20 protein-coding genes are annotated in these 22,702 nt (G+C 52.5%); 14 read left to right on the top strand and 6 right to left on the bottom strand.

Annotated features, from left to right (window positions below):
* Positions 1 to 10 precede the first annotated feature (10 nt).
* The 5 genes from ACW8F6_RS00490 to flgA all read right to left on the bottom strand — a co-directional run bounded on the left by ACW8F6_RS00490 (position 11) and on the right by flgA (position 3,779).
* Positions 11 to 964 carry a hypothetical protein gene (locus ACW8F6_RS00490; protein ID WP_491573866.1) on the bottom strand — a complete coding sequence of 318 codons (954 nt, stop codon included), beginning with the start codon at positions 962 to 964 and terminating at the stop codon, positions 11 to 13.
* A 308-nt stretch (positions 965 to 1,272) separates the two neighbouring features.
* Entirely contained in the window at positions 1,273 to 2,007 is a 735-nt protein-coding gene (locus ACW8F6_RS00495; RefSeq protein ID WP_491573867.1) for a flagellar brake protein, read from the bottom strand.
* 4 nt (positions 2,008 to 2,011) lie between these two features.
* A complete protein-coding gene (locus ACW8F6_RS00500) occupies positions 2,012 to 2,488 on the bottom strand; it encodes a flagella synthesis protein FlgN (RefSeq protein ID WP_491573868.1) in 477 nt (158 codons plus the stop codon).
* A gap of 114 nt (positions 2,489 to 2,602) precedes the next feature.
* Positions 2,603 to 2,899, bottom strand: a complete 297-nt coding sequence (gene flgM / locus ACW8F6_RS00505) for a flagellar biosynthesis anti-sigma factor FlgM (RefSeq protein ID WP_491573869.1) — start codon at positions 2,897 to 2,899, stop codon at positions 2,603 to 2,605.
* 181 nt (positions 2,900 to 3,080) lie between these two features.
* Entirely contained in the window at positions 3,081 to 3,779 is a 699-nt protein-coding gene (gene flgA, locus ACW8F6_RS00510; protein ID WP_491573870.1) for a flagellar basal body P-ring formation chaperone FlgA, read from the bottom strand.
* A 213-nt stretch (positions 3,780 to 3,992) separates the two neighbouring features.
* Between flgA and ACW8F6_RS00515 the strand changes: the two genes are divergently transcribed.
* The 13 genes from ACW8F6_RS00515 (at position 3,993) to flgL (ending at position 19,647) form a co-directional block, all read left to right on the top strand.
* Positions 3,993 to 4,943, top strand: a complete 951-nt coding sequence (locus tag ACW8F6_RS00515; protein WP_491573871.1) for a chemotaxis protein CheV — start codon at positions 3,993 to 3,995, stop codon at positions 4,941 to 4,943.
* A 66-nt stretch (positions 4,944 to 5,009) separates the two neighbouring features.
* Positions 5,010 to 5,858, top strand: coding sequence for a CheR family methyltransferase (locus ACW8F6_RS00520; RefSeq protein WP_491573872.1), 849 nt, complete (start codon positions 5,010 to 5,012; stop codon positions 5,856 to 5,858).
* Between the two features lie 297 nt (positions 5,859 to 6,155).
* Entirely contained in the window at positions 6,156 to 6,560 is a 405-nt protein-coding gene (flgB, locus tag ACW8F6_RS00525; protein ID WP_491573873.1) for a flagellar basal body rod protein FlgB, read from the top strand.
* Between the two features lie 2 nt (positions 6,561 to 6,562).
* Complete coding sequence (gene flgC / locus ACW8F6_RS00530) at positions 6,563 to 7,000, top strand: flagellar basal body rod protein FlgC (RefSeq protein ID WP_491573874.1); 438 nt, start codon at positions 6,563 to 6,565, stop codon at positions 6,998 to 7,000.
* Between the two features lie 12 nt (positions 7,001 to 7,012).
* Positions 7,013 to 7,723 (top strand): flagellar hook assembly protein FlgD, encoded by a 711-nt coding sequence (locus ACW8F6_RS00535; protein WP_491573875.1) that lies wholly within the window; start codon positions 7,013 to 7,015, stop codon positions 7,721 to 7,723.
* Between the two features lie 20 nt (positions 7,724 to 7,743).
* Positions 7,744 to 10,206, top strand: coding sequence for a flagellar hook-basal body complex protein (locus ACW8F6_RS00540; RefSeq protein ID WP_491573876.1), 2,463 nt, complete (start codon positions 7,744 to 7,746; stop codon positions 10,204 to 10,206).
* 135 nt (positions 10,207 to 10,341) lie between these two features.
* A complete protein-coding gene (gene flgF, locus ACW8F6_RS00545; protein WP_491573877.1) occupies positions 10,342 to 11,085 on the top strand; it encodes a flagellar basal-body rod protein FlgF in 744 nt (247 codons plus the stop codon).
* 70 nt (positions 11,086 to 11,155) lie between these two features.
* Positions 11,156 to 11,941 (top strand): flagellar basal-body rod protein FlgG, encoded by a 786-nt coding sequence (gene flgG, locus ACW8F6_RS00550; protein ID WP_491573878.1) that lies wholly within the window; start codon positions 11,156 to 11,158, stop codon positions 11,939 to 11,941.
* A 13-nt stretch (positions 11,942 to 11,954) separates the two neighbouring features.
* The gene (gene flgH / locus ACW8F6_RS00555) at positions 11,955 to 12,638 is read left to right on the top strand and encodes a flagellar basal body L-ring protein FlgH (RefSeq protein ID WP_491573879.1); all 684 of its coding nucleotides are present in this window, start codon (positions 11,955 to 11,957) and stop codon (positions 12,636 to 12,638) included.
* Positions 12,635 to 13,753 carry a flagellar basal body P-ring protein FlgI gene (locus ACW8F6_RS00560; protein ID WP_491573880.1) on the top strand — a complete coding sequence of 373 codons (1,119 nt, stop codon included), beginning with the start codon at positions 12,635 to 12,637 and terminating at the stop codon, positions 13,751 to 13,753. The genes flgH and ACW8F6_RS00560 overlap by 4 nt, the downstream gene beginning before the upstream one ends.
* A gap of 2 nt (positions 13,754 to 13,755) precedes the next feature.
* Complete coding sequence (gene flgJ, locus ACW8F6_RS00565) at positions 13,756 to 14,781, top strand: flagellar assembly peptidoglycan hydrolase FlgJ (RefSeq protein WP_491573881.1); 1,026 nt, start codon at positions 13,756 to 13,758, stop codon at positions 14,779 to 14,781.
* Between the two features lie 81 nt (positions 14,782 to 14,862).
* Positions 14,863 to 18,036, top strand: coding sequence for a flagellar hook-associated protein FlgK (gene flgK / locus ACW8F6_RS00570; RefSeq protein ID WP_491573882.1), 3,174 nt, complete (start codon positions 14,863 to 14,865; stop codon positions 18,034 to 18,036).
* A gap of 9 nt (positions 18,037 to 18,045) precedes the next feature.
* Complete coding sequence (gene flgL, locus ACW8F6_RS00575; protein ID WP_491573883.1) at positions 18,046 to 19,647, top strand: flagellar hook-associated protein FlgL; 1,602 nt, start codon at positions 18,046 to 18,048, stop codon at positions 19,645 to 19,647.
* Between the two features lie 2 nt (positions 19,648 to 19,649).
* Here flgL and ACW8F6_RS00580 read toward each other — a convergent pair whose 3' ends face one another.
* On the bottom strand, positions 19,650 to 19,958 hold the full coding sequence (locus ACW8F6_RS00580; protein WP_491573884.1) for a hypothetical protein: 309 nt from the start codon (positions 19,956 to 19,958) through the stop codon (positions 19,650 to 19,652).
* A 570-nt stretch (positions 19,959 to 20,528) separates the two neighbouring features.
* On the opposite strand from ACW8F6_RS00580, the gene ACW8F6_RS00585 reads away from it, so the two are divergent.
* Positions 20,529 to 22,664 carry a flagellin N-terminal helical domain-containing protein gene (locus ACW8F6_RS00585; protein ID WP_491573885.1) on the top strand — a complete coding sequence of 712 codons (2,136 nt, stop codon included), beginning with the start codon at positions 20,529 to 20,531 and terminating at the stop codon, positions 22,662 to 22,664.
* Positions 22,665 to 22,702 lie beyond the last annotated feature (38 nt).

The raw sequence follows: 22,702 nt of genomic DNA on the forward strand, positions 1-22,702 counted from the left end.
CTTACAGACGTTAGTCGAGCAGGGATTTATTGAAAATAGAAAACTCGTCTTTACGCTTATCGCGGGTGTCGTAAAGCACCACAAAGGTGTGGCCGTTTTCTTCTTCGGGCACTGTGACAGAGAAGGTGCGCGAGCGCACTTTGATTTTGTGCCTGCCTTCGGCCAGGGTAATTTCCGCGTAGTACTGGTGGTTGCCCAAAAACTCAAATTCAATGAGCTCTCCCCGATTAACGCGCAGGCTTAGGTTGTCGTATTTGCGCCAGCCTTCTTTGTCCGCTCCTTTGATGCGAGCGTTTAACTCATCCATTTTCATTTGAGCGTGGCGTTGGCGCGGTGTTGGCTCGGGTTCTGCGTCGGGTTCCGGCGTAGTGTTTGCGGGCTGCGGGCTAGCAACTGCAATAACAGGCTGTGTGGCTGCTTGGGCCAATTGGGGTTCGGCCATTTGCGAAACAGGCTGGGGCGCAACTTGCACTGCTGCGGCTGCGGGCGCTTTTTTGGCGGCAATGGCCGCAGCTTGCGCTTGTTGCTGCTTTTGGATGATCAATGCGGTAAGGGCCGCAATGTCTGATTCAACGGTTTGCTTTTCGACCAATAGCGCGCTGTATTTTTCGCGCGCGCTGTTCAAACGGCTTTGACGGCTTTCCAGTGCGTTGTTGGCAAGGTCAACTTTTTTGGCGGCTAGGGCCTGTTGGGTCGCAGATTCTGGGCTGTTGCTCTGGCGGGCTGTCTCCAGCTCGCGCGTGGCCTCGGCAAGGTCTTGCAATGCTTCTTGCAGCTTTTCCTCGGCATCTGTTTGGCGCTGGCTGTAGCTGTGAATTCGACTGTCCAACGTCGAAAGGGCGGACTCCTTTTTGGCTAGGGAGGATTGCAGGCTGCTAACAGATTGAGCGCTGGCCAGGGGCGATAGGCTAAACGCCAGAAGGGTCATAGCCATCGCCAGTGTTGAGCGTAGGGTTGGCAACATCTTGTACATCTCCGCTGCGTGAATTTCGGTTGGGCGCGGATTCTACATCAATGGCGTGTAGGTTGTTAGTTTTGGCCAGATTCCCCAGTGAGAGATTGTTTTGCGCTTTTTGTCGCCTTTGGAGGCTAATAAATTGCTTAAAACTACCTTTTCGTTATTGTTTGTGCTGCTGCGCTGGTACTCATGCTGCAGCTCTGCGGCGTGAGTGCGACAAAGTGTCGATTTGGCGCGCTCGGAGCTTGGGTATTTGGGTAATTTGCTGCGGTATTTCGGTCAAAAATTAATAATAAAGTTGTAGAGGGGCGGCTCTAGGGGCGCGGGTGGCCTAAGCGGTGATTTTTACGCTGTTGGCGTTGTAAGTTAATTACCCACTGATTGACGGCTTTTTCTTCCGCCAAATTGAGCTGATGAAAACTAAAACCGCAGCGGTATTTGTCGTTCATTTTGTCGTAATTTGGGTGTTTGGCCGTAAGTGCAATGTTCCACTGCTGGCCGTTGGCTTCAAATTGCACCGTCTCAAAAAACTCGCCTGGCTCGATGGGTGGGTGTACAAATTTTGGGAAGACTACGCCCAGGCCCTCGGCTGAGACATCGGTGATTTCGCCCTCGATAGCTTCTCGGTTATTGTTGGCCAGCGTGATTGGAACGGGTGCTGCGGTGATAAGTGCCCGGTAGGCGGCACGTCTTTGCCGGTGTAATACCTTTTCGGGAAAGGCCAGGCTGATGGTGCCGCCCTGATCGTTGTGATCAACAGTCACCACGCGCGCTTCACCACTGACCTGCACCCCGCCATAGGCCGCGCGAAATACCAGGGTGGCACCTGTATGAAGCTTATCGTGCAACAGTGGCTCGTTGAGCTGGTCGATGACAAAGCTGCGCTGATCCAGGTCTGCACCCAGGACCAGGCTGGCTGCCACGCCTTTAATTTGGGGTAAGGTCACGGTGATAAAGCTGCGGTTTAGCTCCAATGACTTGATGACCCTAAAGATATCTTCCGCCTCTGTGAGCCGCTGGGTGGCTTGTAATTCGTGGTCGACGGTCACTGTATCAGGCCTGGGCGTAGGTTAAGGTGCGCTTGCTGGCGTTGTGATTACCTTTTTGATTGTAGAGCGATGTGTCGGCTGACTGCCCCTTGAGCACTGCCGTTAAGCGGTTCACAACCCGCTGGCTGCGGGCTAAAAGCTTGCCGTTGGTTTCGTTTTCTTTCTTACACAGCTTGATATTGTCTTCTAGTTGCTGCCACTGAGCGATCAACCGCTCATCTCGGCAACGGGTTAACAATTGGCGCCAATGTTTGTCGTCTGCGGGAAGCTTTTGGTTTGTCATCAGCTGCTTGCGCTGTTTGGATGCTTGATCCAGGTTAACGAGCTCCTGGCTTTTGCGCTCAATAATATGACCGAGCTGGTCGGCGTTGCGCTGGCTGAGCGCATCGGATTCCTGCTGCAGGAGTTGCAGTAAGTTGGTGGCAGCCTGCAGTTCTTGATCAATTATTTTGGCAATTTGAAAAGCGATAGGGGTTGCCATGGTGTTCTCCGGTCACAGGTTTCACAGACGTTGGGTAAAGTAAGCAAAGCAAGTAATGTGCCGGAGTGGCAGGTGGGGGCGGGCGCTTGAGGCTGGCGCCCGGCAGCGGTGCGGTTAGATGCCTTCGCTAGTGAGGATTTTATCGGCCAGGCGCTCAGCGTTGATCTGATAGCTGCCGTCGGCAATGGCGGCCTTTAGGGCGGCAACGCGATCTTCGTTGACACTAGGAGCCTTGGCGATGTTTTCTTCGAGGCGCTGCATGCTTTGTGCCTGGTCGCTCAGCTGCACGCTATCGCCCTGGGGCTTGTCAGCCTTGTCGGCGGCGCGCTGCTCGGGCGCCGGTTTTTGTGCCGACCGCTGGCTCTGCTGCGTATTCAGGCTGTTTAAGCCTGATTTTGGGTCGATAATCATAGACACCTCTTAATTCACCTTTCACCCTGGGGTGAGCCCTTTGTGGATTCGTCTTCGCGCTGGCCTTGCCACCCGTGGGTGAACAATTGATCGCTGCGCTGGGCTCCTAAAATAGCTGTTACAGCCGGTTATCGGCCGTGTTAAAGCAAACTTTAGCGCTTTTTTAATTAATTTGCCGCCGTTACAGGGGCACTTCTACCTGGCCTTCAGCAATGACCTTAGCACGTACTTTTCGGTCCGAGCGATCATTGCTGATGGCGATTTGCTGCCCGATACGCCCATTGGCCAAGGCGGTTCCCGGCATAATAACTCTTAAACCGCCTAAACGTGCCGCGATTTGTACTCGATCACCGCGCTTGATGACCATGGGCTCTTCTAAATCTCTTATCCGCAGCGGTGTGGCGGCGGCCAGGGTGCGACGCAACTCCATGCCGATAGCCTCTTCGGCGTTGTAGAGCGTGCCATTGCGAGTTTCTGCCAGGTTAACCCGCTGCAGGCGCAAGTCGGCCTTCGATAGTAGGCTGCCGCGCTTGAGCGCCTGCGCCGTGACGACGATGTCAGTCCAGACTGCGATATTCATTTTTAGATACATGGACCATTGCTTGGCGCCTTCGCACTTTACTTGAGCAGACAAGTTTCCGCCGTTTTCGGGCGGCACACCTAAATCGTACGTCAATTTATTGGCACATTCTGGGAGCTTTAATCGTGGGTCGGGCGCGTCAACATCGACAATTATGTCTGCAGTGGGGTAGCGCTGCTGGTAGTAGTTGTAGGCCACTTGGCTAGCGCCTTCCATCACCGCTGGCCAAGGCTGCCAGCGGGCTTGAGCGCTGGTGGCATACAAGAGCAAGCAGAATATGAAAAGGTACCTACAGGTCATGGGTTATAGCCTATGCTTTCGTTATTACTCAAGGTTGCAGTACACGGGCCGATAACGGGGTATCCGGTTAGCCGGCCAGTGTGTTGCTTTGGCAATTTGCTTTCGCCTGTTGTACTTGTGCACTGCAACATGCATGCCGTCAGGCGAAGCCCAGCAATGTGGGCTATGTTTAGGGCAGGCAAACTATTTGTGTGAATCTGGATGGGGGCCGCAATGGCAGGTGTTTTAGACAGTGTTAACCAGCGTACCCAACTGGTAGGGCAAAACCGCTTGGAATTGCTGCTATTTCGGTTGGCTGGCAAGCAGTTGTACGGCATAAACGTGTTTAAAGTGAAAGAAGTGTTGCAGTGCCCCCCACTGAATGAAATCCCCAAGCGCAACCCCGTTGTGCGCGGTGTCGCCCACATACGCGGTGGCACGATTTCTATTATGGATATGAACCTGGCGACGGGCCACGGGGCACTAAAAGACATCGGCAATTGCTTTGTTATCATCACTGAGTACAACCGTTCTACCCAGGGCTTTTTGGTGAAAAAAGTAGAGCGTATTGTCAACATGAATTGGGAAGATATTCATCCACCACCAAAGGGGTCTGGGAAGGAAAACTACCTCACCGCCGTCACTGAGGTAGAGGGCCAGCTGGTGGAAATCATTGATGTGGAGAAAATACTTGCAGAAGTGTCTCCCATTAGTGAAGAGATATCGGCCGGCGTTATAGAAGACGGCATTGCAGAGCGTGTGGTGCAGAAACATGTGCTAATAGCCGATGACTCCACCATTGCCCGCAAACAGATTCAACGTGTAATTGAATCGATGGGGCTGAAAACAACGCTGTGCAAAGATGGACGCGAGGCATTGGATTTTCTGAACAGCCTGGTGGCTGAAGGTAAGAGTGTTACCGAAGAGCTGCTGTTGGTGATATCAGATATCGAAATGCCCGAGATGGATGGCTATACCTTTACTGCTGAGGTGCGAGCAACGCCAGCACTTAAAGATTTGCACATTATTTTGCATACCTCGCTGAGTGGCGTGTTTAATCAGGCCATGGTGAAAAAAGTGGGTGCAAATGACTTTCTGGCTAAGTTTCATCCCGATGATCTTGCCCGGCGAGTGAATGAGCGGGTTAAATCTATGTGTGGCGAGAGTATGCTCGACGAAGAATGAATCAGCATTTTAGGAGTTTGTTGATTGCAACGGAACAATGCCACTCAGTCTCGGAGCGAGGCTAGCATGTCGTTTTCCTCTGACCAGCAACAGGCGGGCTTAAGGCCCGCCCAGTTTTCTGCATTCCGCGACTTTCTGGAAAAGGCCTGTGGTATATATCTGGCCGAAAATAAACAGTACTTGGTGACCACCCGCATAATTCCGCTGTTAAGCCATCACGGCTTGAAGGACTTGGGGGAGTTGGTGGATCAGCTGAACTCGAATCGCTATAGCGCATTGCGCGATATCGTTATCGATGCCATGACCACCAATGAAACTTTTTGGTTTCGCGATACCTACCCCTTTGATGTCTTGAAGTCGGAGCTGCTGCCAGAACTGGCAAAATCGCAGGGTTCCATTCAAATTTGGTCGGCAGCCTGTAGCTCTGGCCAGGAGCCCCTGTCTATCAGCATGGCGGTAGAGGAGTCGGGCCGTGCCATGGGCGAGCGATTGGGTGTGAATGTCAGTATTCTAGGTACGGATCTATCGCCCAGCATGTTGAAAGTAGCGCGATCAGCCACCTATGATCGCGCGTCGGTCATGCGGGGGCTGTCCGTTGAGCGGTTAAATACCTATTTCGATCAACTACCTGACAACCTCTGGCGGGCTAAACCGCAAATTAGTCAGCGCATTCAGTACCGCGCATTAAACTTGCAAGAGAGCTTTGGCGGCTTGGGCAAGTTTGATGTGGTGTTTTGTCGCAATGTCTTGATCTACTTCAATAATGACCTGAAGCTAGATATTTTGTCGCGAATTCACAGGGCCCTGAAACCCAACGGCGTGTTGTTTTTGGGCGCCTCGGAAGGCTTGGGCGGCGCGTCTGAGCTTTTTGAAATGATCCACTGCAACCCCGGCATACTCTACCGCGCACGCTAACCCAAGCGCGTTCCCGCAAAAACTTATCCCAGCCTTTATTGAACCGTTCTGTTGCCATAGCGTGAGCGCCAGCGATTTCGCACTGCCGCAAAGACGGAAAGCACCGGACAAAGATTGCCGCTCGGGCGGCAAGTTGATCGTTTTAAGTGGTGATCCACCTTAATAATAGTCTTATAAATCAATGTGTTGCATGATTTTATCTATCTGGCACAGCAATTGCTCTATTGAATCCATAGCAAGTTTATCCAGGCGATCTGCAGAAAGTGTGCAGGTAGTGATTCGAGTGAAGGTGTCAGCATGGCCATCAGTTTTGATCAAGCAACAGGCTTTTTTGAGAAAACATTGGATTTGCGCGCGCGGCGTGCGGAAGTGCTCGCCAATAATTTGGCCAACGCTGATACCCCGCACTACAAGGCGCGCGATATAGATTTTAAGGCTGCGCTGGCGCGCCAATTGGGCCAGGAGCAGCGCCAATCCTTTGAAATGCAGCGCACTCGCTCGGATCATTTGCAAGGCCAGTCGTCCACTACGCTTGAAGACCTGCTTTACCGCACGCCGCAGCAGCCCTCGGTGGATGGCAACACAGTAGAAGAGCAAATAGAGCACAGCGCCTATATGCGTAATGCGCTGGCTTTTCAGGCGAGTTTTACGTTTTTGAATGGCCGTTTTAAGGGCCTGATGACTGCGGTGAAAGGAGAGTAATCATGTCTTTGGATGCCATATTTGACATCGCCGGCAGCGGCTTGAACGCCCAAAGTTTGCGGCTGAATACCACCGCCAGCAATATGGCGAACGCCCAGTCGGCCAGCTCGAGTACCGACGATGTGTATCGTGCGCGCCACCCCGTGTTTAGCACCGCACTCAATAATGCCCGCGGTGGTATGTTGCCCTTGTCTATGGCCGAAGCATCACAAGCCGGCGTACAGGTTCTGGGTGTAGTGGAAAGCGATGCGCCCTTACAGCAGCGCTATGAGCCCAATCATCCATTGGCAAATGCGGATGGCTACGTATTTTATCCCAATGTGAACGTGGTGGAAGAAATGACCAATATGATTTCTGCCTCGCGCAGTTTCCAGACCAACGTTGAAGTCATGAACGCGGCTAAGCAAATGGTGCAGCGCGTTTTAACCATCGGACAATAGTGAGGATTGGCTATGTCGGGCTTAGGTAATATTGGCGGCGTTCTGGATCACCTGGATATTGGGGTTAAGAACAAAGATAGGCCAAAAAGTAATGAGCTGGGGCAGACCGAATTCCTGGAGTTGCTGATGGTTAAAATGCAAAACCAAGATCCGCTCAACCCCCAGGAAGACACCGCTTTCATTGCCGAGCTGGCGCAGTTCAGCGAACTGGAGGAAATTGAAAAGCTCAACAGCAATTTTTCCAGCTTTTCAAATGTGATGATGTCTAACCAGGCGTTGCAGGCCTCGTCTCTAGTGGGTCGCTCTGTAACTGTACCCACAGAAGTCGCTCACCTGGCCGCCGGTAATGTCGTCAGCGGTAGCGTGACACTGCCCGCCAGCACCAATGACGTGAAAGTGAGTATTTATAGCGAGGGCGGGGCATTGTTGGAATCTGTGCCACTTGGGCCGCAACAAAAAGGCGAGTTGGTATTCCGTTGGGACGGCATGTACATGGAAGCAAATGGCGAGCTGCTGGATTGGCAAAGTAACCTGCCAGAGGGTGCCGCTCCCGGACAGTACAAATTTGTGGTCACCGCCAGTCTCGATGGCGAACCCACCGAATTAGACACTGCATTGAGCGCTAACGTGAATAGCGTAACGATTGGTGCAAGTGGAAAGTTGACGTTGAATCTGGCGGGAATCGGGCCGGTCTCCATGTCAGATGTGAAGCAGTTTAACTAGCGTAAAAGCAGGGGATTACAATGCCATTCAATACAGCGTTAAGCGGCATTCGTGCAGCAAATTCCGACCTAAAAATCACTGGCAATAATATTGCCAATGCCAGCACCACCGGCTTTAAGAGTTCGCGGGCAGAATTTGGCGATGTTTATGCCACCACAATTTTGGGCTCTGGTGTCAATACCATTGGCGGCGGAGTGCGTTTGCAAGCGGTGTCGCAACAGTTTAGTCAGGGCAATATCAGCTTTACCGAGAACGAGCTGGATCTGGCGATCAGTGGCGCAGGATTTTTCATTTTAAATCAGGGTGGCGATGCGTTTTATACCCGCGCGGGCACCTTTGGCGTCGATAAAGACGGCTACATAGTCAACAATACCAATGGTCGGTTACAGGGTTTTGGCGCCGATATCAATGGTGTAATTGGCGGTGTGATCAGCGACATGCAAATTCAAACGGGCAACCAACCACCACGGCAAACAACACTGGTGGAGTCGGCGCTGAATTTGAATGCCAATGCGCCGGTTTTGCAGCGCTCTGGCACCACGCTTACAACCGACGGTAACGCCATTGCTGTGACGCAGGTGGGGCTGCAAAATGCGACAACATCTACGGCCAGTTCCGCGAACTTTACCCTGCCGGGTGCAGGTTTTGACTTTAATGCCAACACCATTACATTTGACGTCCAGCTATCGGGCGCCAGCTCTGGTAACAACGGCACTGTCTCTATTACGCTGAATACGGCCAATGGTGTGCCAGCTAATATCAATAACTTTAACGATTTGCGGACCCTGGAAGGTGTTATTAACGGTCAGATATTTTCGCCGACACTTCCGCAGACTCCTCTGGATGTACTGGCCGTGGCGGTGGATGACGGCGGCGGTAATTTCCACATAGAATTTCAGGCGTTGCAAGATGGCGAGCCGTCCCAAGTGACGGTCACAAATGCCAGCGCGAATGCCGGCACTTTAGGGCTGGGCGCAGCTATTGGTGCCGGAACAATCCAGGACAACTCGGGTACGGCAGCGGTAGATAACGGCTATCCGCTCCAGTCCATTGATATTGTTGGCCCCAATCAAACTGTTACTTACACCAGTGCCGCCGGGCAGACGGCCTCTGAGATCGCCTCGGAAATGAATGGGCTTGCCGGCGTGAGCGCAACGGCAACCACGCAAGCGCGTTTAATTGCTGGAGGTTATGTGAACGCGTCGGGCAACATGGTGTTGTCGCTCAATAATGTCGCCTTGAATGCCAATGATCTGGCGTCACTGGCGACGGAAATTAACAATCTGTCCACGTCCACCTTGCCCGGTATTTCTGCCTCGCTGGATACCACAACGGGCGACTTGCTAATCACCAGCAACATTGGTGACGATTTGTTATTTACCATGACTTCGACGGATGATGGCGACACGGTAGAAGTGCAGGGCAATACCGCTGTACCGTCGCAAACCCTGGAGGCCGACCCCGCAAACGATGGTATTGGCGCCGGTAATTCACTGGCCTCGGTAAATGGCATTATTGTGGGTGGCGCTATTGATCTAGTCTTGGATGAGGGCTACACATTAAATAATCCCAACCCGCCTGCAATTGGGATATACAGCCCGTTTACGCCGACGTCCTTCCAGCCGTTTGTTATTAATCAATTTGATCCCTCCGATCAGGGCACCTATAACCATTCGACATCGGTAACGGTTTACGACTCCTTGGGCAATAACCATATTATGACGCAGTACTTCGTGCGGCAGGGGTTTGATCCGAATGATCCCACCACCGCGCCAAATCATTGGTTAATGTACGTGCAAATTGATGGTGAAGACGTGGGAGATCCGGACACAACCTTGCCGCCACCCGGCAATGTCCTGCCGACCCGCGCGTCCTACAATTTGCGTTTTAATTCCAATGGCGCGCTAGATCCCTTGCTAAGCGATGATATCTTGATTTCTAACTGGGTGCCGCTTGACCAGAACGGCTCGCCAAATGGTGCGCAGGGCCCACAGAACCGCCTGCAGGGTGGTGCGCTACCCATTGTTACGCCTCCGACTAATTCTAATTTTGAAATATCAATGGATGGCACATCGCAGTTTGGCAGTGCCTTTGCGGTAAATAACGTCGACCAGAATGGCTATGCCACCGGCCGTCTATCCGGAATTGACCTGGACAACGAAGGTGTACTATTCGCGCGCTTTACCAACGGCGAAGCTCAGGTATTGGGGCAGCTCGCGATTGCGGATTTTGCCAATGTACAGGGGTTACAGCCCGCAGGTGACACTATGTGGGCGGAAAACTTCGAATCGGGCATTCCGCAAATTGGTACACCGGGTACCGCTGCGTTGGGTGTAATTAATGCCGGTGCACTGGAGGATTCCAATGTGGATTTGTCGGAGCAGCTGGTGAACCTCATTATTGCTCAGCGCAATTTCCAGGCAAGTGCCAAAACCATCGAAACTGCAGATGCAGTCACGCAAACCATCATCAACCTGCGCTAAGTTTTCCTGACTTGACCAATGGGGCGGCCTTGGCCGCCCCTTTTTGTGCCCATTATTTGAGGCTGGCATCTATTTTGCTCTGTTTATAGATATGAATCCGAGTGCACGGAAAATTGTCGCCAAGAGGAAGTATCCATGGACAAAGCGCTTTACGTATCGATGACCGCCGCCAAGCACAATATGCGCGCGCAAACGGCGCACTCCAACAATTTGGCCAATATCAACTCCCAGGGTTTTAAGGCTGATTTTGCGCAGGCCCGGGCCATGCCTGTTTACTACGGCGAGGGTCATCCAACACGGGCCTATGCGCTGACGGAGTCGCCTGCCACGGATTTCAGCCATGGCGCATTCATGGAGACGGGCCGCGAGCTGGATGTGGCCATTAATGGTGATGGTTTTTTGGCGGTGCAAATGCCAGATGGACGAGAGGTCTATACCCGTGCTGGCAACCTGCAAATTGACGCGGCCGGGATCTTACGCAATAGCGAAGGCTTAGCGGTATTGGGCGATGGCGGCCCCATCGCGTTGCCGCCCCAGGAAAAAATAGAGATTGGCCTGGATGGCAGTATATCGGTGATCAATGCGGGCGAAGGGCCACAGACGCCGGCACAAATTGATCGGCTCAAGCTGGTAAATCCGAATATGGACAACCTGGAAAAAGATGAAAGTGGCTACTTTGTCACGCGCGATGGCGCGGTATTGGCACCGGATGCGGCTGTACAGGTTACGTCCGGTTTTTTAGAGGCCAGCAACGTAAATGCCATGCACGAGTTCACGTCGGTGTTGACCTTGGCGCGGCAATACGAATTGCACGTCAAGATGATGAGCACCGTGCAGCAAAATTCCGAGGCATCTGCGCGCCTGTTGCAGATTAGCTAACAACATGAATCGACCAGCCTCGAATGCGCTGGTTGAGCGTAAAGGCTCCTAAGAGCCGTAGGAGAAAAACATGCACGCAGCACTTTATGTCAGCAAAACCGGTCTGAGCGCACACGACAAGCAGCTGACCACCATTTCCAATAATTTGTCGAATGCCTCCACGGTGGGCTATAAACGCGATAGGGCTGTGTTCGAAGATCTACTGTACCAGGTGCAGCGGCAGCCCGGTGCGCAAACCACCCAAGATACCCAGCTCCCGTCTGGTCTACAGCTTGGTACCGGTGTGCGCGTGGTGGGTACGCACAAAGAGTTTCCAACTGGCAGCTTGCAAGTAACGGATCAATCCCTGGATGTGGCTATTAATGGGCGCGGCTTTATGCAGGTGTTACAGCCCGATGGCACCATCTCGTACACCCGCAATGGTCAGCTTCACTTAAATTCCGATGGGCAGATAGTGAATGCCAATGGGTTGTTGTTGGAGCCGGCGATTACCATTCCCGAAGATGCCAATCGCATCACCATTGGCACAGATGGCGTCGTAAATGTATTCATACCGGGTGATCCCAACCCGCAACAGGTGGGCGATATTCAATTAGTGGACTTTATCAACCCTGCAGGTTTAGAGGCTATTGGTGGCAACTTATTCTTGGAAACCGCTGCCAGTGGCAATCCTCAGGCCGGTACACCAGGCGAGAACGGCTTGGGCGCGGTCTTACAGGGCACCCTTGAAAATTCCAATGTCGATATTGTGGAAGAGATGGTGAATATGATCACTACTCAACGCGCTTACGAGATGAATTCAAAGGTGGTGTCAACTGCCGATCAAATGCTCCAGTTTATTACTCAAAACCTGTAATAGGAGGTCGATGATGCAGCGCCTGCTTGCAGTTTTTAGTGTCGGTCTTTGTGGCCTGATAGGGCTCAGTGGCTGCGTGGTTTCTCAGCCGCCATCCCCGAATGATCCTTACTATGCGCCGGTACTGGGTAACACTCCTATGGCGCCAACCCCCACCGATGGCTCGCTCTACCGAGGCGACTACAGCATGTCGTTCTTCGACGACCGCAAGGCAACGCGCGTAGGCGACATTATTACCATCGTACTGTCCGAGCGCACAGTGAGCAGCAAAAAATCGGGTGTGAGCGTCAAGAAAGAGTCAGACAATAATTTTAGTGGCAGTATTTTGGGTGTCACACCACGATTGGGCGAGTATTCTTTGGATACCAATACCCAGGCCGACCGGGATTTTGTGGGTGAATCGGATGCGGATCAAAGTAACAGCCTGCAGGGCAATATTACCGCCACTGTGACCGATGTACTGCCCAACGGCAACCTGGTTATTCGCGGGGAAAAGTGGATCACGCTTAATAAAGGCGAGGAATTTATTCGCGTTAGTGGCATGGTGAGGCGCGAAGACATTGGACTGGATAACAGCGTTCTGTCGACACGGCTTGCCAATGCGCGCCTGAGTTACGCCGGTAAAGGCGCACTTGCGGACGCGGGTGAAATGGGGTGGTTGTCGCAGTTCTTCAACTCACCGGTGTGGCCATTATGATCGCGCTTCGTTCACTTATTCAGATTGGCGCGCTATTAACACTTAGTGGCTTTTTCGCGCAGCCTGTACAGGCTGAGCGCGTCAAAGACATCGCCAGCGTGGCCGGCGTGCGTAGTAACCAATTAGTGGGTTATGGCCTGGTGGTGGGCTTGAACGGAACTGGTGACCAAACCAACCAGACGCCGTTTACGGTGCAGTCCTTTATGAATATGTTGAATCAATTCGGCATTGCGCTACCGCCTGGCATTAAGCTCCAGTTGAAGAACATTGCAGCGGTAACTGTGCACGCGGAGATGCCTGCATTCGCCAAGCCGGGTCAGTCGTTAGATATTACTGTTTCCTCTATTGGTAATGCCAAAAGTCTGCGCGGGGGTAGCTTGATTATGACGCCCCTGAAAGGCATAGATGGCAAGGTGTACGCTATTGCCCAGGGCAATTTAGTGGTGGGTGGCTTTGGCGGCGAAGGCAATGACGGCTCGCGCGTGACGGTGAATGTGCCGAGTGTAGGGCGCGTACCTTCAGGGGCCTTGGTCGAACGCGAGATTGCGACCCGGTTTGACGAGGGGCGCTCCATTGTTTTCAATTTGCACCGGCCGGATTTCACCACTGCCAAACGCTTGGCAGAGAGTATTAACAACCTGCTAGGCCCCGATGTCGCAGCGCCCATAGATGCCGTGTCGGTCACTGTACAGGCGCCGGTTAATCCCGCGCAGCGCGTCAACTATCTATCGCTGCTGGAAAATATAGATGTGCAGCCTGGACGCGAGCCGGCGCGCGTGGTCATTAACTCCCGCACGGGTACGATTGTGGTGGGCCAGGATGTACGCGTGTCGCCGGTGGCGGTCACCCACGGTAGTCTGACGGTGACCATTTCAGAAGCGTTACAGGTGAGTCAGCCCAACCCTCTGGGCGAGGGGCAAACTGTGGTGGTGCCACAAAGTAATGTGGGTGTTGAGGAAGAAATTAATCCCATGTTTAAATTTGATACGGGCACGAGTCTCGATGACATCGTCAGGGCTGTGAATCAAGTGGGTGCGGCCCCCGGTGACCTGATGGCCATACTGGAGGCGTTAAAGCAGTCGGGCGCCTTGAAAGCCGAATTGATAGTGATTTAATCATGCCCGACTTCAGCTTTCCGCCACGCCAGCAGTATGTCGATAATTTCACCGACCTGAATTCACTTGATGCCGTCAAAAAAATGGGCCGCGCAGGTGACGAGCAATCGCTGCGTGAAGTGGCGCGTCAGTTTGAGGCGATGTTCGTACAGCAATTGTTGAAAACCATGCGCGCCACGGAAGATGTATTTGCCGAAGGCAATTACACCCAGTCCAGTGAAATGAAGTTTCATCGCGATTTACTAGATCAGCAAATGTCCTTGTCGCTCACCAAAAACAAAGGACTTGGACTGGCTGAGGCGCTGTTTGCACAAATGCGCGAGCAGTACGGCAAGTATTTACCGCAACAACAGCAAGACCTTGCCGCCGATACGGTACCACAGGCGAATGCAGTCTCGGCACTCGCAACCCAAAGCGGTAATGTAAAGTTGGCAGTAGCGCCAGTGAGCTCAGCTGATTTTTCGAGCGAACCTTTAACCGAGACAAATGCCAATGCCCACCGAGTACCGATTGCTGATATTGCCGCGCTTGAGCTGGAGCCGGAGGAAAAAATGTCGTCCTTTGTGGATGCCGTGTTTGAATTAGCACAAGGCGCGGCGCGTAAACTTGGCGTTGCGGTTGAGGCAATTGTGGCGCAGGCGGCCCTGGAAACGGGCTGGGGCCAGCATGTGCTGGCAGATACCGAAGGCGAAAGTAGCTATAACCTCTTTAATATCAAGGCTGATCAGCGCTGGCAGGGCGACACGGTGAGCCGGCGGGTGCTGGAGTACGATGCGGGAACTCCCGTGCAGATGTTGTCAAAGTTCCGGCGTTATAACAGCTTGTCGGATGCCTTTAACGATTTTACCGATTTCCTGAAAAGTTCCCCTCGCTACCAGTCGTCATTGAGTACCAGTACTGTTGGAGACTACGCAAAAGCCTTGCAAGCAGGTGGCTATGCCACCGACCCCAAATACGCAGAAAAAATAGAGCGAATTGCCAATAGTCCGCTGTTAAAAAACCTTATTTCTAAAAAGATGGCGCAATAATTGCTCAAGCTTTAGGTAACCCTATCATCCGCTAGCGCCAACGTTGCGGATAGATCAGAAATCCTATGCAGGTGAGTGTCAATGGCAGATTTATTAGGCATTAGCATCAGTGGCTTAAAGTTCAGTCAATCTGCACTTAAGACCACCAGTCATAACATCTCCAATGCCGATACCGCAGGTTATTCGCGTCAGCGCGCGCTGGCGGGGACTAATGCGGCGACATTTTTAGGGGGAAGTTACGCTGGCAATGGGGTTCATCTCCAAACCATTGAGCGCATTGCCAGCCAGTTCGCTATCGATCAGCTGCGCTCTGATACCACCCTGTACAATCAGTTGGAAACCTTTAACGACAATATTCGCCAGGTTGATTCGCTGCTGTCAGACCCCGCAACTGGCGTGGCGGCTGCCATGCAGAGCTTTTTCGCGTCCATGCAAAACGGTGCGAATGACCCCACATCCGTACCCGCACGGCAGTTGATTATCAGTGAATCGCAAAATCTAGCGACCCGGTTTAACACGCTTTACGACCGCTTTGATGCCTTAAATGCCGGTGTAACACAGCAATTAAACACCGCAGTCGCTCAAATCAATTCATTGGCCAGTGTCATTGCCAACCTCAATGAGAAAATTGCGCAGGCCTTTGGTGAAGGGCAGGGCGCTGAGCCAAATGATTTACTGGATCAGCGCGATGAGGCCATGCGGCAACTCTCTGAATTCGTGTCTGTCAGCACCTTTGATCAAGGCGATAATCAGATAAACGTACTTATCGGCAACGGCCAGCCCCTGGTTGTTGGGGGCGATGCGCGAAAACTGCGTATAGAGGGCGGGTTACTCGATGCCTCTAAATCAGACATTATTTTCGATTCAGCCAAAGGCCCACAGCGCATTACCGATTTGATTAATGGAGGAAAAGTTGGTGGTCTGCTGGATTTTCGGGACGATGTGTTGGACCCGGCAATCAATGAGATCGGTCGTTTAGCGATAGCGCTGGGAGAGTCCTTCAACGAGGTGCATACACAAGGGCTAGATTTGAAGGGGAATTTTGGCGCCGCCTTTTTCAGTAGTGCTAATGATCCAGATATTGCGCGTTCGCGAGTAAAAGGCAGTAGCAATAATGCTTTGCCCGACGACCGGAACCTGTCACTTCTGATTACCGATAGCCGTGAGATTACTGCATCCGACTATGAATTGGATATCGGTGCCAGTGGCATTTACACCATTACACGGGTGTCTGACGGCGCCATAGCTGCCAAGGGTATTATGGCAAGTAGCTTTCCCTTTGAGGTTGAATTTGACGGTTTGTCCCTGAGCTTTGAGGGTGGCTCGTTTACCCGTGGCGATAAGTTTTTACTGCAGCCGACGCGCCTGGGTGCCCGCGCTTTCAGTGCCGCGATTTCCCGCACCGATGAGATTGCCTTTGCATCGCCCCTGTTGACCGATGCCAGTTTGGCCAATCAGGGTAGTGGCAATATCAGTGCGGGCGAGGTCCTATCTGTATTGAATGACAGTGGCGATCGGCTGCCGCTCTTTTCTGCAGACGGCAAATTTTCACCGCCGCTGATTGTCAAATTCAACACGCCCACGAGTTATGACATCTTAGATAACTCCAATCCTGGTAATCCAGTTCAATTGACGCCGCCCATTCGCAATCAGATTTTTGTGCCAGGTCTATCAAATAAATTATTCTCCGAGGATCCTGGTGCTACACAGGTAAGTGCTAATGGACGGGCAGTGGGCCTGCCGCAAGGTAGTAGGCCGTTGCTGCAGGCTGCGCTGAAGCCTACGGGCGCGGTAGCGCCGAACTATGGCGTTACGGACTTTTCCGGGACTGCGAATCAGTTCGCTTTTGATGTCGTGGTTAGCAATACACTAAACGGCACCAATGACGGTACTTTCACCGTCACCATCAACAGCCCGGGTATCGTGGATGATGCAACGCTGCTAGCGGATATTAATGACGATCTGGCGGGCGCCAACGTACAGGCGTACATGGATGAAAATGGCGAGCTGGCTTTTCGCATGCTGTCGCTAGGTTACGGCGATATTACGCTGCAAAATTACAATAACGACCCGGATGGTGGGCTGGATACAGCACCCGTCGGTCAAGCCAACAATTTGTTGGGGTTCAACGTGGAGGGCGCCAGTTTTACCACCGTGGGCGGAACCAGTGGCCTGTCGGGAGAGGGTGTAGTCGGGAATCGTTACCCCGCAGAAATTGTCCGGATCAGCCATATTAATCCAGCCACCGGCCAGCCCGTCACCCAGTCGGTTACCAGTAGCCCAAACGGCAGCGCGCGCCTACTGGCCAGCACGCTATCCAATTTGGAGGGCGTGAGCGCCAAGGCCTACACCACCGCAAAATTGGACAACTTCAATCTTACGCGCACGGAACCGTTACAGTTGACCGTAAATGGCGAGCAACTATTGGCCTATGAGATCAACCCCCTGACCGGTGTGAACGAGCTGTCGTCGGAAGTGCCGGACCCGGCGGCTGATTTTGAAGCCTTTGTCAATTACGTTGCCCAGCGTATTAATGAGAACGCTAGCCTGAAAAATGGCGGTATTTACGCATCTGTGTATGTGGACTCTGCAACAGGCCGAACCAGTATTTCAGTAACCTCTAATCTGGGTGATGATCTGGATGTGCGATTGAGCGCCCAACCGGGTGAAACCCTGGATGTGGGCGACACAATCAATCCTCAAATTCGACTGGCGGCCAATGGCCCCGGCGTACAGTCGGGTGCAGTGATAGGTGGGCGGGTGGATGTCACCCTGGCTGAAGGCTATTCAATGGCGACCTTACCTAGCACCAGCCAAATATTTGGCAATAGTCAGGCTGCTAACTACCAGCAAAATAAATTTATAGGAATTCAGGCTGCCATTGATGGCCACCCAGATGTAGGGGATACCTTCACGCTGAATTTCAATAGCGATGCTTCAGCCGATAATCGAAATGCGCTGCGAATGGTTGATCTGGAGTTGGCAAAGGTGGTGGATGGCGGCGAGAACACCTTTTCCAGCAGTTATGGAAAAGTGGTTGAAGAGGTGGGCACAAAGACGGCGGCCTCCCAAATAAACCGCGACGCCTCAGAAAAAATACTGGCGCAAAGCCAAACCTTGAGGGATTCCATTTCCGGTGTAAACCTTGAAGAGGAGGCCGCAAGTCTGATTCGATTTGAGCAGCTGTACAATGCCAACGCACAGGCGATCTCCGTGGCACGGGATTTATTTGATCGACTGTTGAACAGTTTTTAGAGGTAAGCCATGAGAGTCTCAACCAGTGAAATGTTCAATGTGGCCAACCGTGGCATCAAGGATGCCAATGTTGCTATTGTTAAAACACAGCAACAATTGAGCACGGGATTGCGCGTACTGTCGCCCTCCGATGATCCGGTCGCGGCCACAAAGATTATGCAACTCAATGAAAGTATTGCGCGTATTGGGCAGTTCGGAAAAAACATCAATTCCGCAGAAAACGATTTACAGCTGGAAGAAACCACCCTTAACGGGGCATTGTCCTTAATTCAGCGCATCCAGGAAATCAGTGTTCAAGCGGGAAATACCGCCATTCTAACGCCGTCAGACTATTTGGCCTTAGCCAGTGAGGTGGACGCCCGCCTAGAGGAAATGTTGAACCTTGTTAATACGCGAAATGCCAATGGCGACTACATTTTTTCTGGCTACAAAGGCTCAACCCAACCCTTTGAGCGCTTAGGTGAGGGGCAGTTCGAGTACCGTGGCGACGAAGGTCAGAAGTTTGTAAAGATATCTGAAAGCGTAAAAATTGCGGTTAGCGACAGTGGTAAGGCCTTATTTATGGACCTTCCCTCGGCTAAGCCGACTATTAGAACGAGTATCAGTGCCTCTAATCAAAGCAATCCACCCATTGCAATAAGTGTGGGTCAAGTGATTGACCAGGAGGCTTACAACAATTTCTATCCCGCTGATATGGTGGTGACCTTTAACGCAGATTCTGCTGTGACACCGGCTGCTAAGAATTTCACCATTACTAATCGAGCCACAGGTCAAGTGTTGCTGGCAAACCAGCCCTTTGTTAGTGGGCATAGCATTGAGGCCGCCGGTGTGTCCTTTTCTATAATCGGCGAGCCAAAGTCCGGCTTGCCGGCAATCCCCGCTACCCGCCCATTTGGTGTTGATGCGCCTTTGGTTTTTCCCTTTGATTTCACTGCGCCCAATAATGAAACCTTTGAGATCGATGTCGGTGGGCGAGTAGAATCCTTTGTGCTGGATGCCAACGTCACCAGTACCGCGGATTTAGCCGCTATTCTAAACAGTGTTGGCAACGGTAACGCAGCCAAGTTGGCCAATCTGGGAATCAGTGTCAACGCTGCGGGCTTTGCCATGCCGGCGGGCGTAAATTTTACCGTCCAATCGGGTTCGGTGAATATCGACGGCGTGATGGGTATTAATACAGTGACAGGCAGTAGCGCAACCAATGGTGTGCGAGCCAAGGCCGGCGACCAAGCATTCATTGAGGCCGCCGATAATCAAGATATCCTACTGACCTTGGCGCGCCTGTCCGATGCGATGAAAAATGTCACCGACAGTGCTGAAAGCAAACAGCTGTTGAAACAGGTGGTTGATAACACGCTGGTCAACTTATCGAACTCTCAGACGCGTATTCTTGAAAAAACCAGCCAGCTAGGTGCGCGTTTTAATACGATTGAGTCAACCCGAGACCTACACCTCGACACAGAGCTGGTGAGTAAGGAGGTATTGTCTGAATTGCAGGACTTAGACTACGCCGAAGCGGCCAGCCGTTTGTCGAAACAGGAGCTTATACTACAAGCCGCCCAATCTACTTTTGTGAGAATCAGCCAGCTCAGTTTGTTTGATCGCCTCTAGCGCTATCTGCCGTATTTTTCGTCGATTTTGCGGCGCGCTTTTGCCTGAACTTTTGGCGATTCTTGATGATGCCGTGCGGCAAGTGTTGCGCTAAGGCTGCGCAGTTGGTCGTCCATGGACTTAATGGCATGAGCGAGTGACTCGGTATCTGGATGTGTGATGTCCTGCCACGCTATGGCCTTTGCAAGCTGGTCACGCGTTATCGCCAGTTCGCGCGCTTGGTCAACGTCGTCATTTAAAAGGGCATCCAATAACCGCTTAGAAACCGCTATCAATGCCTGTAACTCTCTGATTTGGTTCGATCTATTCATGGTGGCCTGGCTGCCTCGTGCAATGACCTACATTTATTCATGGTTCGCAAATGGACGCAGTGTCCGTCGCTGCACCCTGTGTTTGCGAATAGTGCCGCTATTGTGGTTTTAGCACAACCGATAGCGAGCCGTTTCCTATTTTTATCGAGCGTCGTGTTTTTCTTCATGGCCAGCTGTCAATCGGCTGCGTCCACAGTATTCGGCCCGTGGGCATGGCAGGTGGTTGCCAGGTTGATGCGTAGCCATCCACTTTCAAATTGTCATTCAATCAGTTACTGATTACCGCGCGATGCTGTTGATCTCTTGAAAGTTCAGCGGCTTGGTTAATTTATGGCGGCAATCGATTGCCGCCTTCGCTTTTTATATAGCGACAAAAACTTGCCGCCGCATATATTTACGCGGAAGTATGACTAACCTAATTCATTTTTTATAAGGCAAAACAAGGTCTTATAAATATTTTTTGAAGTTGGCATAGCAGTTGCTCTGATACACATGAGTTCTATGTGGCTAGTCGAAACCAGTGTTTTGACAAGCTGGTCTGGCAAATACTCTGGGTAGAGGAGAAACAAGATGCCATTAGTCATTAATACCAATGTGCAGTCGCTAAACGCACAGCGACAATTGGTGAAGTCTGGCGATGATATGAGCCAGGCTATGGAGCGACTTTCATCTGGCAAGCGTATCAATACCGCCGCCGACGATGCCGCTGGTTTATCAATTTCCAATCGAATGACCTCGCAAATTCGCGGATTGAATCAAGCGATTCGTAATGCCAGCGATGGTATTTCGTTGATTCAAACTGCCGAGGGTGCGCTGGATGAAACCACCAATATCCTGCAGCGAATCAGAGAGCTGTCCATTCAGTCTTCTAACGGCATCTACGACGACAGCAACCGCAAGACGCTGGATGCCGAAGTTCAACAGCTCAAGTCTGAACTAGACCGCATTTCCGAAACGACGTCGTTTAACGGCCAGAAGCTATTGAATGGCAGTTTAGGTGCGGTGGCACTGCAAGTGGGTGCTCAGGCCGGTGAGTTTATCGACCTCCAGGTGGGCGAATTGAGCTCGAGCACGCTGGGCTCTGCTCAGGATGCGGGGCTCAGCAATACCAGCCGTTACTACGACACGCCAACCGCGGGTACTCTCGGCATTACCGTGGGCGATCTCACCATTAACGGGGTCGCCATTAGTGGTACTAGCTCGGCGGACGATACGGCGTCTACATCCAATGCCAATGCCAGTTCGATTGCATTGGCAGCGGCCATCAACAGTGTGGCCGATCTAAGTGGCGTTAAAGCTACAGTCAACAGTACCGTAATGGCCGGGGCGTCCATGACGCCAGTGGCGGGTCAAACCGGTACCTTTACCATTAACGGTGTGACCACGGCGTCGGTGACCACCACCGCCGATGGCGCCACTACGCGATCGGCCATTGTGGCGGCCATTAATGCGGTGTCTGCTCAAACAGGCGTAACCGCCATTGACTCAGGGGAGGATGCCACGGGGATCAATTTGGTGGCCGAAGATGGCCGCAATATCTCGGTGACCTCTTCGGCTGCCGCACTAACGGCAGCAAATACCGGCCTGCGCCTGGCGGCTGTATCCACTGCTGAAGCGCTGCAAATCGGCAGTGTATCGCTGCTCTCGGTGAACGGTGGTGAAGTCGTCATTGGCGGTGATAGCAGTTTGACGCCACAGTCTGGATTTGTGGCAGGTAGCTTCTCTGGGGTCTTAGCGCAAGCTACCAGTGCCTCCCACGAAGGCGCCGATGTGGTCGCTACCCAGTTGCAGGCGGGCGACCTGGTTATCAACGGCATTCAAATTGGTGGCGCTAAAGCCACTGACGACACCGCCAGTACCGTCGGTAAAACGGGCAGTGCCATCGCCATTGCCAAAGCCATTAATAACGTATCTGAAGCCACGGGCGTAACGGCCAGTGTGACGGGTACAGCGGTGGTGGGGCAGTCCTCGGTTGCGCCCGCCGGCGTGGGCGATACCTTTACCACCACCATTAATGGCATCACCCTAGCAACGGTTACCAGTGTGGGCGAGGTGAGTGCAGATCGAGCGGCCACGGTCGACGCGATCAATAAAATCTCTGGGCAAACCGGGGTAACCGCTCGCGACACAGGTAGCGGAATTGAACTGCTGGCCATCGATGGGCGCAATATTACCCTGGGTGCGGCGGGCGGTACCGGTACTCCAGAAGAATTTGGCTTGGGTAACGCGGCCGGTACTGCGGCGAGCACCGCCTTTGGTCAGACAACCTTTGGTGCAGTGACGTTGTCCTCGGGTTCCCAGATAGAAATTTCTGCAGGCGCTAATGGTATTGCCGGTCTTGAAGGCGTCGGTTTCAGAGCGGGCACCTTTGGTGCCACCGAAAGCGGCCAGTTACTGAAAGACCTAAGTATTGCCACGTTGAAGGGCGCCCAGAATGCCATACAGGCAGTCGATAACGCCCTAGAGAAAATCAATGCCGTACGTGCAGATTTAGGTGCTATCAACAACCGGCTCGACTTCACCATTTCAAACTTGATGAACGTCACTGAGAATACGGCGGCAGCCAGATCGCGCATCATGGATGCCGACTTCGCTGCGGAAACGGCAAATTTGAGTCGCGCGCAAGTGCTGCAGCAGGCCTCTCAGGCAATGCTGGCTCAGGCCAACGCCTCGACCCAGCAGGTATTGCAGCTGTTGAATCAGTAACACTCTAAGACGCTAACTCTGGCCCTTTATAAGTATTG

This window comes from Simiduia sp., from assembly GCF_058345725.1.

Bases quoted from the DNA above. Each gene is read 5' to 3' on its own strand.
- flgB (WP_491573873.1), top strand. From the start codon at position 6,156: ATGGCCATCAGTTTTGATCAAGCAACAGGCTTTTTTGAGAAAACATTG.
- flgC (WP_491573874.1), top strand. From the start codon at position 6,563: ATGTCTTTGGATGCCATATTTGACATCGCCGGCAGCGGCTTGAACGCC.
- flgM (WP_491573869.1), bottom strand. From the start codon at position 2,899: ATGATTATCGACCCAAAATCAGGCTTAAACAGCCTGAATACGCAGCAG.
- ACW8F6_RS00580 (WP_491573884.1), bottom strand. From the start codon at position 19,958: ATGAATAGATCGAACCAAATCAGAGAGTTACAGGCATTGATAGCGGTT.
- flgH (WP_491573879.1), top strand. From the start codon at position 11,955: ATGCAGCGCCTGCTTGCAGTTTTTAGTGTCGGTCTTTGTGGCCTGATA.
- ACW8F6_RS00560 (WP_491573880.1), top strand. From the start codon at position 12,635: ATGATCGCGCTTCGTTCACTTATTCAGATTGGCGCGCTATTAACACTT.
- ACW8F6_RS00490 (WP_491573866.1), bottom strand. From the start codon at position 964: ATGTTGCCAACCCTACGCTCAACACTGGCGATGGCTATGACCCTTCTG.
- flgJ (WP_491573881.1), top strand. From the start codon at position 13,756: ATGCCCGACTTCAGCTTTCCGCCACGCCAGCAGTATGTCGATAATTTC.
- ACW8F6_RS00540 (WP_491573876.1), top strand. From the start codon at position 7,744: ATGCCATTCAATACAGCGTTAAGCGGCATTCGTGCAGCAAATTCCGAC.
- flgL (WP_491573883.1), top strand. From the start codon at position 18,046: ATGAGAGTCTCAACCAGTGAAATGTTCAATGTGGCCAACCGTGGCATC.
- flgF (WP_491573877.1), top strand. From the start codon at position 10,342: ATGGACAAAGCGCTTTACGTATCGATGACCGCCGCCAAGCACAATATG.
- ACW8F6_RS00535 (WP_491573875.1), top strand. From the start codon at position 7,013: ATGTCGGGCTTAGGTAATATTGGCGGCGTTCTGGATCACCTGGATATT.
- ACW8F6_RS00520 (WP_491573872.1), top strand. From the start codon at position 5,010: ATGTCGTTTTCCTCTGACCAGCAACAGGCGGGCTTAAGGCCCGCCCAG.
- flgG (WP_491573878.1), top strand. From the start codon at position 11,156: ATGCACGCAGCACTTTATGTCAGCAAAACCGGTCTGAGCGCACACGAC.
- flgK (WP_491573882.1), top strand. From the start codon at position 14,863: ATGGCAGATTTATTAGGCATTAGCATCAGTGGCTTAAAGTTCAGTCAA.
- flgA (WP_491573870.1), bottom strand. From the start codon at position 3,779: ATGACCTGTAGGTACCTTTTCATATTCTGCTTGCTCTTGTATGCCACC.
- ACW8F6_RS00500 (WP_491573868.1), bottom strand. From the start codon at position 2,488: ATGGCAACCCCTATCGCTTTTCAAATTGCCAAAATAATTGATCAAGAA.
- ACW8F6_RS00515 (WP_491573871.1), top strand. From the start codon at position 3,993: ATGGCAGGTGTTTTAGACAGTGTTAACCAGCGTACCCAACTGGTAGGG.
- ACW8F6_RS00585 (WP_491573885.1), top strand. From the start codon at position 20,529: ATGCCATTAGTCATTAATACCAATGTGCAGTCGCTAAACGCACAGCGA.